11 protein-coding genes and 1 pseudogene are annotated in these 15,839 nt (G+C 42.1%); 6 read left to right on the top strand and 6 right to left on the bottom strand.

Annotated features, from left to right (window positions below):
* Positions 1-148 precede the first annotated feature (148 nt).
* Entirely contained in the window at positions 149-865 is a 717-nt protein-coding gene (locus F8R90_RS05800; protein ID WP_196509965.1) for a biliverdin-producing heme oxygenase, read from the bottom strand.
* A 422-nt stretch (positions 866-1,287) separates the two neighbouring features.
* Between F8R90_RS05800 and acsF the strand changes: the two genes are divergently transcribed.
* From acsF to F8R90_RS05785, 3 genes are all read left to right on the top strand, one after another.
* Positions 1,288-2,364: a magnesium-protoporphyrin IX monomethyl ester (oxidative) cyclase gene (gene acsF / locus F8R90_RS05795; protein WP_196509964.1), complete on the top strand. Its 1,077-nt coding sequence runs from the start codon at positions 1,288-1,290 to the stop codon at positions 2,362-2,364.
* 500 nt (positions 2,365-2,864) lie between these two features.
* Positions 2,865-5,132: a DUF1796 family putative cysteine peptidase gene (locus tag F8R90_RS05790; protein WP_196509963.1), complete on the top strand. Its 2,268-nt coding sequence runs from the start codon at positions 2,865-2,867 to the stop codon at positions 5,130-5,132.
* Between the two features lie 5 nt (positions 5,133-5,137).
* Positions 5,138-5,455 (top strand): hypothetical protein, encoded by a 318-nt coding sequence (locus F8R90_RS05785; RefSeq protein ID WP_196509962.1) that lies wholly within the window; start codon positions 5,138-5,140, stop codon positions 5,453-5,455.
* 134 nt (positions 5,456-5,589) lie between these two features.
* Here the strand turns inward: F8R90_RS05785 and F8R90_RS32675 are convergent.
* The 4 genes and pseudogenes from F8R90_RS32675 to F8R90_RS05770 all read right to left on the bottom strand — a co-directional run.
* A pseudogene (locus F8R90_RS32675) lies at positions 5,590-5,691 on the bottom strand (type II toxin-antitoxin system VapC family toxin); the annotation flags it as partial.
* Between the two features lie 40 nt (positions 5,692-5,731).
* The gene (locus F8R90_RS05780; protein WP_196509961.1) at positions 5,732-7,216 is read right to left on the bottom strand and encodes an acyl-CoA synthetase; all 1,485 of its coding nucleotides are present in this window, start codon (positions 7,214-7,216) and stop codon (positions 5,732-5,734) included.
* Between the two features lie 60 nt (positions 7,217-7,276).
* A complete protein-coding gene (locus tag F8R90_RS05775; protein WP_196509989.1) occupies positions 7,277-8,257 on the bottom strand; it encodes a magnesium transporter CorA family protein in 981 nt (326 codons plus the stop codon).
* 108 nt (positions 8,258-8,365) lie between these two features.
* Entirely contained in the window at positions 8,366-10,423 is a 2,058-nt protein-coding gene (locus F8R90_RS05770; protein ID WP_196509960.1) for a serine/threonine-protein kinase, read from the bottom strand.
* 372 nt (positions 10,424-10,795) lie between these two features.
* On the opposite strand from F8R90_RS05770, the gene F8R90_RS05765 reads away from it, so the two are divergent.
* Positions 10,796-11,674 (top strand): hypothetical protein, encoded by an 879-nt coding sequence (locus F8R90_RS05765; RefSeq protein WP_196509959.1) that lies wholly within the window; start codon positions 10,796-10,798, stop codon positions 11,672-11,674.
* 35 nt (positions 11,675-11,709) lie between these two features.
* On the opposite strand, the gene F8R90_RS05760 is transcribed toward F8R90_RS05765, so the two are convergent.
* Positions 11,710-13,518, bottom strand: a complete 1,809-nt coding sequence (locus tag F8R90_RS05760) for an aspartate kinase (protein WP_196509958.1) — start codon at positions 13,516-13,518, stop codon at positions 11,710-11,712.
* Between the two features lie 240 nt (positions 13,519-13,758).
* Here F8R90_RS05760 and F8R90_RS05755 point away from each other — a divergent pair, with 240 nt between their 5' ends.
* Positions 13,759-14,526, top strand: a complete 768-nt coding sequence (locus F8R90_RS05755) for a red chlorophyll catabolite reductase (protein ID WP_196509957.1) — start codon at positions 13,759-13,761, stop codon at positions 14,524-14,526.
* 24 nt (positions 14,527-14,550) lie between these two features.
* A complete protein-coding gene (locus tag F8R90_RS05750; protein ID WP_196509956.1) occupies positions 14,551-15,585 on the top strand; it encodes a nitrilase-related carbon-nitrogen hydrolase in 1,035 nt (344 codons plus the stop codon).
* Positions 15,586-15,839 lie beyond the last annotated feature (254 nt).

Genomic DNA, 15,839 nt, shown 5'->3' with positions numbered 1-15,839 from the left:
TTCCAATGAATGAGGGGAGTTGGGAGTGGGGAAGATGAGGAAGATGAGGGAGATGAGGGAAAAAGCTAGGCAAACTTCCGCCACAGGGTAGCAGAATAATTACTAACTCCTAACTCTTAACTCCTAACTCCAATGACTAATGACTAACTTAATTAGCCGCAGTTACTTCAGTACTACCTGAATTTTGGGAACGAGTGAGGCTATTAAACAGAACTTGACCGAGTGCTTTAATTAAACTTCCTTCTAACTCTTGAGCCATCTGTAAATTGAACCCAAAGGAATTATTAGCTTCTGCAACAATCCGTTCTGCTGTTATATCATCAATGGATAATCCATTTAATGCCTGACGATACTTATCCTTAAATGCCTTTTTGTCAGGAATTTGCTCAAAATTGTAAAAGGATGTGCCTTCATAGCCAGAAAGCTTCAGGGCTGACTGAGCAACTTTTTGTAGCATTTGACCTCCAGAGAGGTCGCCCATGTAGCGAGTGTAGGCATGACCTAGCAATAAGGCTGGTTCACTAACAGAAATTTCCCGAATGCGGCCAATATAGCTCTGGGTAACGGGTGAGGCTGTAACTTGCTGCCTCCAATTATTCCCATAATAGAACACCATGTCTTTTTCGAGCGACGATTGGCGATTAAGTTCTGGAAAGTAAACTGCACTAATCACAGGATGCTTTACATGGCTTTCTAATGCTGCTTCTAGTTCGCTGTAAACGTAATACAAGTTGCTTAAGAACTTGGCGAAGCAGTCTCTATCCACAACTCCTTTCAAAAAACATTTCATGAATCCCACATTTTCCGCAGATGTGTGGGCTTGTTGAGTTCCAGAGCGCAGTTTGATGGCTAGATTACTACTCATTGTTGCTTCCTTCGTGTTCAAGGGCAAGGTTTCTGGGCAGTCACCGACTCAGGATGCTTGCCAGGGCCAGCTAAAAGATTGTTATTCTAGGTTTAGAAAGGATCTGCATTACTACTATCTGGCAAGTACCACTGCCGATGCAAATCCCAGCTATTTTTATTTCTCCTAAGATTATTTAACTATTAATTTATATATAACTATAAAGATATTAGTATTTATTTAGGTTTTTCTGATTTTCACCTTTAGGCACATCCCACTTGAGTAGTAACAAAACTGGTTGGGGAATAGGCATTTAAACTCTCCTGAAACAACAGTTAATAAGTTTATTTCTCACAACTTGCTTTCAATAATTTAACTGATGCTTACAAACAGCTATTTATGCTTATATAACTTTTAAAGGATGAAATAATCAAAGGATTCTCATGGTTAAGTCTCTGGAAACCTCACAACCTGAGTTGCTGAAGCCAGGTGTAAAAGCGCCTGTTCAAGAAACATTATTAACACCCCGGTTTTATACCACTGACTTTGAAGCTGCGGCGCAGTTGGATATTTCGTCCCAGGAGGCTGAGTTACTAGCAATTGTAGAGGAGTTACGAGCAGACTATAACCGTCATCACTTTGTCCGTGATGAAGAATTTCAGCAGTGTTGGGATCACATTGATGGAGAAACGCGTGCCGCCTTTATTGACTTTTTGGAACGTTCCTGCACATCAGAGTTTTCTGGATTTCTGCTGTTCAAAGAATTATCGCGCCGTCTGAAAAACCGCAATCCGATTCTGGCAGATGCTTTTAATTTTATGGCGCGGGATGAAGCACGCCATGCGGGATTTTTGAATAAGTCAATGGCAGATTTTAATCTTTCTCTTGACTTAAGTTATTTAACCAAAAATCGCACTTATACCTTCTTTCCGCCAGAGTGGATTATTTACACAGTCTACCTATCCGAGAAAATTGGCTACTGGCGCTACATTTTAGTGTATCGTCACATGGAAAAACATCCAGAACACCAAATTTATCCTCTCTTTCGCAAGTTTGAGAGTTGGTGTCAGGATGAAAATCGACATGGAGATTTCTTTAAAGCGCTGCTGCGATCGCAACCTCAACTATGGAACAATTGGAGAGCTAGATTATGGGTACGTTTCTTTTTGCTGAGTGTTTTTGCTACTCACACATTGACAGTATTTGAACGCGCCACCTTTTATCAATCTATTGGGATAGACCCGCGCGAATATAATACTAGAGTCATTGAAGAGACGAATAACACCGCCGCACGGGCTTTTCCGTTGATTTTAAATACAAATCACCCAGAGTTTTTCCGACGGTTGGAGAAGTGTTTTGACCTTAATCTGAAACTAGCAGAGATTAACAAGAGCGATCGCTCACCAATTGTAAAATTCTGCCAAAAATTACCCTTAATAGCCTTCATTGTTGGGCATTTATTGCAGACTTACCTAATCAAACCTGTTGATGCTGAATCATTAAGAGGGACAGTTCATTAGACATCTGGTGAAAAAGAGACGTAGCACTGCTACGTCTCAATAAGGTTTCTAGATAAGGACTGAAGCAAAAATTTAACTTAACCTTATCCTTTTTTTGATTTGTTCTTAGTTGTGCCAAAACTTTTAATGCAATATCCTTTATTTTATATCTTCTATAAAAATCCAAATAATTTTTGAAAAGCTTGACTGCTGATAGCTTTGGGTAATGTAAATCAATACGCTTGGGTTAAGGCTTAACTCTTTGTCAAACACAGTCAATTTTTTAACGTAGACGCGGAGCGGCTTGCCGCAGGCTACCGCAAAGGGCGCAAAGGGCGCAAAGGAAGAGAAGAAAGAGAAGAAATGCTTAACTGAACTGTATTGTAATATAAATCAGAGCATCAATATACTTAAGAAAATTAATACGCAATTTTTAAGAGTTCTACGTGATCTTGCTAAAACAGGTTCAAGGATTCAGCCTTTCTGTCTGGTATCGTACTCACTAAATCAGGATAAGCTTTATGTATCGATTCCAGATAAATGGATACACGCAAACGGGCGAATCCATCGGTCTTGTCGGTTCTACTCCAGAGTTGGGACTCTGGGACATCAAGAAATGTGTCTACCTGCGTACAAGTGGCGATCATTATCCTTTATGGTGGATAGATATAGAAATTGACATTCAGCCGTCTTTAGAATTGGGCAATCGCCAGAGGGTTGAATATAAATATGTGCGTCTCGATGCAAACGGCAATGCCCGATGGGAAAGTTTACTAGATACAAACCGCTGGATACCGATTGACCCTAACGATCATTCCAGCACGATTATTGTAGATGATGGCGCATTCGGTTATTTACAACCTTACCCCTTTGGATACATCGAGAAGTCGGCTGTCAAGATTCCCCTGAACGAAGAGGCTGAGAAACTCAAAATCGTGGTCATTGGCAGTTCCGTTGCATTAGGTCATAAAGCCTGGTTTTTGAAAGGTTGGGTTTGGTTATTGGCACAGGCTTTACAGCAAAAGTATGGGCATCAACTTGTGAATGTGTCCGAAGTGGGGGCGAATGTCAGCAGAACGATCGCTCGATTTCCCTGGTTTGTCACCCCAGAAAAACCGGATATTGTAATCATAGCCTTATCTCTAGGTAACGAAGGTTTAGCCTACTGTCCCCCTCATGAACGGCGGGCAATACAACGGCGGTTTGAAAGTGGTTTGCAGCAGCTGGTAAAAATGACGCGGGACATTGGGGCTATTCCGATTTTGGGCGGTGTCTATCCTAATGGCGACTATTCCCTGGAACATTACTGGCTGATCCGAGACACACACAAGCGGATGCTTCGTTGGGATGTAACCGTACTGGATTGGTTGGCAGCCGTGGATGATGGGCAAGGACGATGGAAAGCAGGGACATCCTTTGATCCGGCTCACCCGAACACGGTTGGTCACAGCCTTATGTATCAGCAGATCGACCATCACTTATTTGACATCAACAAAGGTGAATTGGCAAAAGAAAAACAACGCTTCCGACAACCGAGTGAATTTCCCATCTACTTTGACAATGTAGGCTTTCATGTCTCTGTCTGTATGGAAGAGAAGCGTTTACGGATCATTAATCGATCACAATACAGCTACACGATCGCTCCCTATTGGCAGGAACTACAAACTGCACTGCAAAGTAAGGCTGGATTGATACCGGGTATCTACATTACGAAGAATACCCAACCAGGGACGCTCCCCTTCTTTGCTGTAGAGGATGGCGCGATCGCCACCACAGTAAATATCCCCCCTGGTGCCGACTTAGAATATAGCGCCGCCTTCAATCTTTTTTCGCCCAACAACTCACAAGTTTTGTTCTATGACGGACATTTGGGAATTTTGCAACCGGACAAACAACACCTCTGGGTGATCAACGAATCAGACAACGAGTACAACATCCAGCCGATGTGGACGGAGGTTTGCAACGCACTTAAAGCCATGCCATCGGGTATCTATGAAGATCCACTTTATCCCGATGCCCCCTTTCGCACCATGATGATTGGCAACGATGGGCTAGAAAGTCGGGTGAAAGCACCACCCAAGTCTGCGGTGTTTTTCCAATACAAATGTCAGTTATCGGATATCAGCCGTGTGGCGATTCTTCCCCTTGGCGATCGCTGTGCCGTCCGGATGATGCTGTATAAGATGGAATATGATGGCCCTGCTTTTCCCTTTGATCTAACGCGCACCACCAATATTGCAGATGTTGCGGATGCGATCGAAAATGGTTTTTATGATATGTGGAACCCTGCCTTCCTACACTACAGCCCAGATGCAGGCAGAATCTACCATAGTAAATGGTCGGGTTTGTCTTTTGCCCATGAAGTTGAGGAGACAGACGACCCAACGAGCGATATGTCTCCTGTCCATGAACGGATGCGCGTTCGTTACACAGCACGTTCCGAAAGGTTTTGGTACGCACTGCGGCACTGCGACAAAGTGCTTTTCGTCCGCACCGGAATTAGCGATCGCGGTGGTGTGATAGATTTAGTCAACAAGCTGCAAAAACAATGCCAGGGAAAACCATTTAATCTCTTACTTCTTTCTCCCCAAAGCGATGATGAGTTTTTAGACCTTCCCAATGTGCTGCACTACAATGTCGAGTTTAATCCCGATCGCATGTATGACGATTTGGGACACTGGATGTACTGCACAGAGGTAATGCGAGGAATTCTGGATTCCCTTGGGGTGTCTAGCAAAAACCTCTTCTGGTGTCCGCCTAAACCTCCAAAGGGGTGGGAAACTAGATAGGAGCGATGCCTACGGCTGGCTACGCCTACGCAATTGTTATTTCGGCGAACTCATTTGCTATTTCAGCGAACTCATTTGCTATTTCGGCGAACTCATTTGCTATTTCGGCGTTCGCAATTGTTATTTCGGCGAACTCATTTGCTATTTCGGCGTTCGCATTTGCTATTTCGGCGTTCGCAATTGTTATTTCGGCGAACTCATTTGCTATTTCAGCGTTCGCATTTGTTATTTCGGCGAACTCATTTGTTATTTTGACATTCGCATTTGTTATTTCGGCGTTCGCATTTGTTATTTTGGCGACTGGGTTGTTTGAGTGGCTGTGAAATGATCTGCCGATTACTTACAGCTTGTTTTTGTCGCAAATCATCACAAATTGCTTGTAAATCGTAATTGAAAGCCTTTGCATGTTCTTCTCGAATTCTATAAATCTCTTCAAGAATTTCATCTTTCCATATATCTACTCTCCCATTAGTTCGCTGGGTGTACAAAGGGTTGGCAACTCGTATCCGGCATCAAGACTGATTTGGGCTAGCTTCTTCTGGATTTGAGCATTGGCAAGTTGAAAATTTCTAGGTCTAGTTCAGCGTTTATGATCGCTATCAGCAAAATAACTCAACCACTGTCGGTTTAGTAACTTTCCCCATCGTGTTGCGCGGTAATTCTTCAACTATCAAAATTTGGGTTGGCACCTTATAAACTGCCAATCGCTCTTTTGCCCAACTCCTGAAAGCTTCTAATGTTAAAGGTTGTGAACCTTGCAATACTAACGCGGCACACACCCTCTCACCCCACTCTGGATCGGCAACCCCAACCACTGCACATTCCTGAATATCTGGATGCGATCGCAATGCTTCTTCAATTTCTAAAGCTGAAACTTTATACCCTCCGGTTTTGATGATATCCACACTCATCCGGCCCAAAATTCGGTAGTTACCGTTCTCAACTACGGCGGTATCTCCAGTACGGAACCAGCCATCTTGGAAAGCTTTGGCGGTTGCTTGGAGGTTTTGCCAATATTCTAGAAACACTCCAGGCCCTTTAACTTGGATTTCTCCTGGTGTTCCTGCGGGGACTAACTCTCCGCTGTCATCTACTAATCTCACTTCAACTTCAGGCAGAGGCTTCCCCACATATCCAGACAACCGTTCACCGTGTAAAGGGTTGGATAACGCCATGCCGATTTCCGTCATCCCATAGCGCTCAAGCAGAAAATGGCCGCTGATAGTCTGCCATTTTTCTAAAACTTGAACTGGTAACGCTGCCGAGCCAGAAACCATCAGGCGCATCTTAGCACAGCCTTCTGACATACTTTTTTGGCGTTCCTTAGAGGCCGTTTCCCAAGCAGCAATTAGTTTTACATAAATTGTTGGTACTGCCATAAATAGGGTTAAGTCACCATCACAAATTCGGTTCCAAACGGTTTCGGCATCAAACTTGCTCAACATCTGACACTCCGCCCCAGCCCATAAAGCACAAGTCAGTACGTTAATAATTCCATGAATATGATGTAGAGGCAGTATATGTAAAATGCGATCATCCAATGTCCATTCCCAAGCGGTGATTAAGCTAGTCACTTGCGCTTGAATATTTTGATGGGTTGTAACCACACCCTTGGGTTTACCTGTTGTACCGCTAGTGTAGAGAATTAAAGCGCGTCTAGTGATATCTACCTCTGGAAGGCGGCCAATATTAGATGGGAGGGTTTCTGAGGTGAGGATAAATCGCAAATTGTGTTCTTCAGCTAGCGATCGCAGTATACCCTCAAAATTAGGATGGGCAACAATAATCGATGCTCCAGAATTAGTAATTACATACTCTAATTCTGGGCGCGGATGGGAAACACACAGAGGTACAGCTATGCCACCAGCACGCCAAATCCCCCATTGAGTGGCTACATACTCAAACCCAGGCGGAATGAGAAAGGCAACTCGCTCCTCCTGTAAGTCTTCTGCATTCTGAAGAAGACTTGCCGCTATTTGACTGGAAGTGTAAAGCAAATCTCGATAGGTAAATGCTCCATCTGTTGTAGCGATTGCTGTTCTCTCGTTGTGTTTTTCAGCACGAATAATTAATGGGAGATTCACGTTTATTTACCGTTTTAGGGTTACTTTCTATTCCAACAATATTCTGTAACTTAATAGATGCTACAACCAACGTTGTTTTTTAGCATAAGCAATACTGCTAAATACAATTAATGCCATCATGCAGATCACAGCAGGATAAGCCCAAGGCTGATCTAATTCCGGCATATACTTGAAGTTCATACCATAGAAACCAGATATGAAAGTTATTGGTAAGAATATGGTCGAGAGGATAGTCAAACGATTAATTCGTTCACCAGTTTTGCTAGCAATATTATCGCGTTGAATTTCCATTAATTCTGACATCCAGGCTCTCAGAGATTGATATTCTTGCCAAAGTTTATCAACCTGATGAACTAATTCTTGATTGAATAGTTCCTTCACTGGCTGGGTGATCCATTGGAAATCTTCGTTATTCATAATAGCCATAAGTAACTTGATGCTTTGAAAATTACGTCGTCCCGAACGAGTAGATTGCCTCATGGTGGCAATTTTTTGGTAGGTTGATTCATCACCTGATTTTTCTAACACTTCATCTTCTAAATCATCAAGTTTTCTAGAAATATAATCAAATACATTATCATAGTTATTCAAAACATATTTTAGAATAAGATAAAAAAGATAGTCAATTCCCAGACTTGGAATATCTGGAGTTCGCTTTTGTAAATTATTAGTTAGATTGCTTAAAATTTTTAATTCTGTAATTTCAAAAGTGATAATAAAATTATTTCCAACCACAATATTGCCACGCACAACCTCAAATTCGTTATTTTTTATTTGAGAAGTTAGAATTTCATAGCTATCAAATAAACAATCTTCTACGTCTTCATCAATTCCTAGAGAGGCATGGTTAAAAATCATCTCAACACGAGATGGATTTAGTCCAAAGTGATTGATAATTCTGGCGGTTCCAGTGCGATCGCGGAAGTGAATACAGCGCAACCAAATATTGTGAGAACCATCAATTCTTTTCAGTACTGTATCGACATCACTACTGCTGAATAATTCCAGACTGTCTGGATAAAAAGTGAGGAGAGTTAGCATACAGTATCCTAATTGAGTCATAAGAAAATCCGGTAACTCATAGTAAGTACTTTATCCCTGATTTTATAAGCACTGAAGTGCTTACTACAAACTATATTGAGTCATAGCTCAATTTTTTTCTCTTTTCCCGGATTTAGGACGAGTAGTTGGCGCTGGTGCTGACTTATTTTGCAGAATTGCAATTTCTCTTTGTGCATCTTGATAACTATCTTTTTCTCCTTGCTGTTGGAATAGTTTTGCAGCTTTTTTGAAATCTGCGATCGCTCCCTGTTTATTTTTCTGCTTGGCGCGAATCACACCCCGATTATAGTAGGCTAAGGCATTGTTAGGATTAATTGCGATCGCTCGTGAATAATCCTGATTTGCAGCTTTTTTATTTCCCAGTTCTAGATAGGCGTTACCACGGTTGTTGTAAGCTGCTACATCATTAGGATCTAGTTTCAGTGCTTCGGTGTAATCTTCAATCGCGTCTTTATAATCTCCGAAAGAAAAACGGTGAATACCTCTGTGAATATAAGCTGCAATAAATTTAGGATCAATCTGTAAAATAGTGTTGTAATCTTCAGTAGCTTCTACTTTATTTCCCAAATCACTGTAAACATCACCACGATTCAGATAGGCTTCTATGTATTTGGGATTGATGTTAATTGCATCTGTGTAATCTTTAAGTGCTGCATATTTTTGCTTATTAATAGATTGAGTTAAACCCCTTTGATAATAAGCTTTGGCATCACTAGGATTAATCTTAATTACTGTATCAAAATCTTGGATTGCTCCTTGTCTAAGTCGGAGGCGACGGCGAAGAATCCCTCGCTGTAAGTAGGCTTCGGTATACTGTGGCTTGAGAGCGATCGCTTTGCTAAAATCTCCAATCGCTCCTTTATTATCCTTCGCTTGAGCACGAGCTAACCCCCGGCCATAGTAAGCATAAGCATTCTCAGAATTCAATTTAATCGCTTGGGTATAGTCTGCGATCGCTTCTTTGTATTTGCCTAATTCAGAAAAAGCAAATCCTCGGTCAAAATAGGCATTAGCATCTTGAGGATTCAGCAAAATGGCTTGGCTAGAATCTGCTTGTGCTTGCTCGTAGTCTCCTAATCGATAATAAGCATCACCTCGCCGATTATAAGCCAGAGCATTTTGCGGCTCTAATTCAATCGCCTGATTGAAATCTTCAACTGCCCCTTCATAGTTTCCTGCCTCATATTTATTTACTCCCTCTTGGTATAATGTCTGTTGAGCATCACTTACAGGTTTTAGCGACCTCAATTGCCAGGCTCCAACACCAAGTGTTATACAGCCAGCTATCCCCGTCAAAACTAGTAATAATTTTTTATCATGCTGTTTTTTCTGATCTTTAACATTTGTTAATTTTTTCAGATCGTCTAAAACTTCGGTTGCATACTGGTAACGCTTACGATAGTCGAAACGTACCATTCTATTAATAATTTTTACTAATTTTCTGTTAAATTTTGTATTTTTGTTATGCCAAACTATTTCGTCGGTCAGCCGATTTTTCTGATTTCGCAAATTAGATATTTCGTTTGCAGGTAAACCTAGAAGTGCGGCGATCGCAACCATACCTAAAGCATATATATCGCTGTTATATTTCAGGTTGCCGTTAACCTGTTCTATAGGCATATATTCGAGATTATCAACGGTATTAGTAATGGCTTCATTAAAATTACTAAAATCAACCAAAACTAACTTTTTATCTGACTCCCTGCGAATAATATTTGTTGGCTTAATATTCCGATGAATTACACCAAAGCTATGTACAATTACTAAAACTTTTAATATCTCTGATAAAAGATTAATTACTTGATCTTCCCTCAGAGGTTGTCCCTGGATAATTTCGTCAGCTAAAGGATTACCGGGTATGAATTCTTGGACTATATAAAATTCTTCATTTTCTTCAAAATAAGCAATTAGCTTCTGAATTTGGTCGTGTTCCTGCCCCAGTTTTTCTAAAGTTGCTGCCTTACTGGCAAACAAGCGGCGCAGGCTGGTTAAACTTTGAGGATTGCTACTAGGAGTATGTAACTGCTTGACTATAAATTGGCTGTCAGGAAGATTAGCATCCTCCACTAGATAGGTTTTTGCCTTCTCCCCATCATTTAGAGCTTTTAGTATTCGGTAACGTCCATCTCGTAAATGAATACGCATCAATATAAATATGTAATTAATAAATTGCTTGATTATAGCTTACGTGTTATTACTGGTAACTATTTTTTAAAAAAAATATTTATTAAAAAAAAACAATGCCAGAATGGCATGTAAAAGTATTAATTATTAGCTAATGCTTCATATTGCTAGTAATATTTGTCTTTGTTAAGCGAATATTACAGACTTAATACGCTTACATATTACCAAACTGAAGTAAAATTTGTGAGTTAAACTAGACTTAGTAAAATAGGTAAATGCATAGGGGGGGGATATTTTGATCCGGACTCTTCAGCAATCCCACTCATGACACCTAACCCTCAAATGGGGTAAAAAAATAACAGCTTGAATTATCCAAAACTCCATATAAAAAAATTGGAAATCAACGTATTTGGGCGAAAAAAAGGCTTGGTAGCTACTGCGAAGCGTCAATTGCTTAAGGCGCTCAATTACCGTGACATAGCTGCTATTACTAGCTTAATTGTAGAGTGGCAAAGAATTTTGGGATCGGAAAAGTTAACTGATTTGATTGTTAATGAGGTAATGGTCGAATGCGACTCTGACAGCCACAGTTGGTTTTGTCAAACTTTTATTGGACAAGCTCAATATGAACAGATGGAGGAAAAAGCTCAAAGTAACGTCTTTCAAATTTTAGTGAGTAAAGGTTTGGAACCGGGCAAGGACTTTAGCTCTGGGTCTGATCGCAGTATTATCATAGGCGATCGCGCCAAGGAAATCTTACTTAGCCAATTGCCACAGGAGGATCAAGCATCATTTGAGGCACAGTTAGAAACCTCGTTAATCTTAGATCCAGTTACTACCATCGAACAACAGTTGGGGTGTGCATTTTTTAGCAATTTGACTGAGATTGCCATCCAACAAATGGAGTTATTGAGTAATTCTCAAGCAGCAGCTTATTTAGGAGTGTTGTTGGCTGGATTAGTGTCGCGTCATCCTCAACTTAAGGATGCAGACTTTCCCACACGATTTATTGTCAATACTTTCCAAGGACTGTCCCAAGAACGAGCAATGCTAATCTTGAACGATCCAGAGACAAATCCTCAGTTCGATGAACTTATTATTTTTGGGCATTTATTAGCAGCAATGGAAGATAAAGAATATTATCGCATTGCTGAGGAAGATGGTGGTATTAGCCTGGAACAACTCAAAAAACTTGATTTAGTTTGGTGTGGTGAACGTCGGCTTTCGGAAATGGTAGCCATGATGGAAAAATGGCATTTCAAAAATAGATAATCAGCAATTCCAAATTCCAAATTCCAAATTTAGTTCTACGCTGGTACGACAAATTTTTCACTACCAGCTAGTTCAAAAGCAGCATGAATAGCTTGCAAAGCTTTAACACCTTGCTCTTGTGCCACGACACAACTAATTTTAATTTCTGAGGTGGCAATCATTTGAATATTAATTTGGTGTTCGGCTAGTGCTTCAAACATTTTTGCGGCAACACCTGGTTGTCCCACCATACCTGCACCGACAATACTCACCTTAGCGATCGCACTATCTAAAACAACTTCACCCCATCCTAACTCTGCTGCTACTTGGGTGAGCATTTCTTTTGCACTTTCACCGTCGATCCGCGAGACTGTAAAGGCAATATCTCGCCGAGGAACACCATCAATCACCCGACAGCGCTGAGATTGAATAATCATATCAACGCTAATATTATGTTTCGCTAATAGTCCAAACAACTTCGCCGCCATCCCCGGCCGATCTGGCAATTGGCGAATAGCAAGACGCGCTTGGTTCAAGTCTAAGGCCACACCACGAACGGGGGGAAAATTGGGCAGAGAAGAATTTGTGCATGGACTGTCCCCTACTTCGATCTCAAAAGCTGTGCAGAGTGCGCTGACGGCGCGATCGCATTCGGCTGCATCGACTACGCAACTTACTTTCACTTCGCTGGTGGAAATCATCTGGATGTTTACGCCAGCTTCGGCTAAGGTGGCGAACATTTTTGCAGCTACACCAGGACGGCCAATCATTCCTGCGCCAGCGATGCTGACTTTGGCAATGTTATGTTCTACCATTACCTCGGCTTCGTCAGATTTGGGGTTAGATTGATTCCTCAGTGCTGGGGCGATCGCTGCTGCTACTGCTTCTGCCCGTTTTAATATTGGTGTTGTAACTGTAAATGCAATGTCATTACTGTTACCTTCATGAACTGACTGAATAATCAAATCTACGTCTACTTTTTGTCGGGAAATTTCGCCAAATAACCTTGCTGCCACGCCTGGTTTATCGGGTACACGCAACAAAGCAACCTTCGCTTGGTCAGTGTCAAATTCTACATTATCTACTGGACGGGCAATTTCCAGATTGATCAGCGATCGCCCTTGGGGTTTAGCTGATGTCACCCAAGTACCGGGGGCATCTGTCCAGCTAGACCTGACGACTAGGGGAACACCATAGTTACGAGCAATTTCCACAGCCCTAGGATGCAGCACCTTTGCCCCTAAACTAGCTAGTTCCAACATTTCATTACAGGTAATGTTATCCATTAACTGAGCTTCGGCAACTAAGCGGGGGTCTGTAGTTAAAATCCCTGGAACGTCTGTATAAATTTCGCAAAAATTTGCTTTTAATGCGGCTGCGATCGCTACCGCCGAAGTGTCAGAACCACCACGTCCCAAAGTCGTAATTTCCATTTCTCCGGCGCTGGAAATGCCTTGAAAACCTGCTACTACAACTACTTTTCCGGCATTTATGTGGCGGCTAATGCGAGTAGTTTCAATATGTAAAATTCGAGCGCGGCTGTATTCAGCTTCAGTAACAATTCCTACTTGGGCACCAGTCATCGAAATTGCGGGTTGTCCGAGTTCCTGCAAAGCCATACTCAGTAAGGCAATAGTTACTTGTTCGCCAGTGGAAAGCAGCATATCCATTTCCCGGCGGTTAGGATTTGGAGAAATTTCATTAGCTAGTTTGACGAGTCCATCGGTGGTTTTGCCCATTGCGGAAACCACTACAACCAGAGAGTTTCCAGCTTTAACGGTTTTGTAAATGCGTTGTGCAACAGCTTGAATACGTTCGACTGAACCGACAGATGTACCACCGTATTTTTGAACTATGAGCGCCATAACTTTTAGTCAATCAATTGTGTCTGCTTTGATAAATGCCACCGTCGGGCCAGGAAACCTTGAAGGCTTATATAGTTTACTAAAGATGTTACTGCAATAGCTTTATCATGATTTAGTTGATGGGCTGTTTACCACAACCCTGAATTCGATGAATGCCTTGCTCAATATGGGCAACAAGCTAAACACCGGAAAGTGTCAAACTAAACATAAAGTCTATATATAAAGCAACAAACTCAAACTATGACTCAGCAACCAACTGATCTAGATAATAAAGCTGTATTTGAGCACTTGTGGGGAATTACAAAGGAACTTTACCAAAAACTGGAGGCTCGTTTTCAGTTACATCCAGACTCTTCTACACAAGATTTACAGCAATACCGCAGTCTCGATGGCAATATCAACGGATCGCTGACCACTTTTTCTGGACAAGAAATTGACTGGCTAGTTCATTCGTGGTTAGGAAACCCTGAAAAATCAAGCTTTAGCACCATGCGTCTCACCACTTGGTTGAAGTCGCATATCCAGGTTCCTCATTTGGCTTTTGAGTTTGGCACACTGCCGAATATTTTCTTTTATATAGATTACATTCCCCGGACTGAGCTTTTAACCGATTTGGAATATCTCGATCGCTACTATGAGCCAGTTAACCAAACATTCTTAAAGTTGCAGGATGATTCGCGCCTAAAAGTATTTACTAGCAAAAGTGTGTATGTCCGCCTATTTCAATCGCCTGTGAGCTTATGCTACACCGGCACACCTACTTTTGAGACCCTTGAACTAACTCGCACACTTGCACATGAAACCCTCGATCGCTGGCTAACTTGGGTAGATGCAGCTGAACCTGTACCAGAAGATGCACGGGAAGCTTTGGCGGCTCGTGATTTGTTGGTACGCCGTAACAGTGCTGAACGTGATCCAGGTAATAAATTTGCCGCACAGATGTTTGGGTCTGAATTAACAGATAAACTTGTTCGATCGCTCTGGGGTGGCGATCGAATTAGTCATTAGAAAAAGATAACTACCCAATGCCCCATGCCCACTAATCCAGAATCCTACCGCGCTTTAGCACTGCAAGTTACCTGTCATGCAGTCAACCAAACAAGCGATCGCCTCCAAGCGCGATCGCTCATGCAAAACTCCATCAACCGTATAGCGCAACAAATTGCTGCCAGTATCGCTTTCATTGGCTTCGATTGTCGTTTAATTGTACTGCCAGAATATTTCCTTACTGGTTTTCCGATGGGAGATTCTCTAGCAGGATGGGCAGAAAAAGCTTGTATAGAAATGGCTGGTGCTGAGTATGAGGCACTTGGTAAAATTGCCCAAAAGCACAAAATCTTTTTAGCTGGTAACGCCTACGAAGTTGACCCCAACTTTCCCGGCTTGTACTTCCAAACCTGCTTTATTCTTGACCCTTCTGGCTCAATTGTCTTGCGCTATCGGCGGCTAAATTCCCTATTTGCTCCCACACCCCATGATGTTTGGGATAAATATCTTGACTGCTATGGTTTAGAGGGAGTTTTCCCCGTAGCCAAAACTGCGATTGGTAATTTGGCAGCTTTAGCATCAGAAGAAATTTTGTATCCAGAAGTGGCGCGGTGTCTAGCGATGCGAGGAGCAGAGATTTTTGTCCATTCCACCTCAGAAGTGTATAACAAAAACCTCACACCTAAAGACGCGGCGAAAATCACTCGCGCCGTCGAAAATATGGCATACGTAGTTTCAGCTAATACTGCCGGGATAGCTAATATTGCTATCCCCATTGCTTCGGCCGATGGTGGCTCTAAAATCATTGACCATCGCGGAATCGTTTTAGCAGAGACAGGTGCAGGCGAGAGCATGGCAGCATTTGCAGAGATTGATTTAGGAGCATTACGCCGCGATCGCCACCGACCAGGGTTAAATAATTTACTTGCCCGCCAACGATTTGAGCTATACGCCGAAAGTTATCATCAATCACACTTTTACCCAGCTAATACTATGCTGGAGGGAGAAATAGACCGCAAACACTTCCTCGAAACACAGCAAGCCACCATTGAACGGTTAGCCAAACTGGGAATTATTTGAATTGGGGAATGGGGCAGGGAGCAGGGGGAGAATAACAAATGACTAATGACCGAAGAGGCAGGGGAGCAGGGGGCAGGGAGCAGGGGAGAAAGATTCTAATATTCCCCTGCCAAAAGGGATGCAGAGCAAATAAATTTATTTATGCCCAGGATAAAAACATTTATTTCGAGACGCTCAAGCGCAAGAAATAATGCGTCCTTGTTTCAGAGCAAATACATTTAATACATTTATGTATGGGGTTCTCTCCCCTGCCC

Source organism: Nostoc sp. NZL (genome assembly GCF_015714705.1).
GTDB lineage: Bacteria > Cyanobacteriota > Cyanobacteriia > Cyanobacteriales > Nostocaceae > Nostoc > Nostoc foliaceum_A.
The sequence above is the reverse complement of the archived record's forward strand: the minus strand, read 5'-3'. Positions and strand labels throughout refer to the sequence as shown.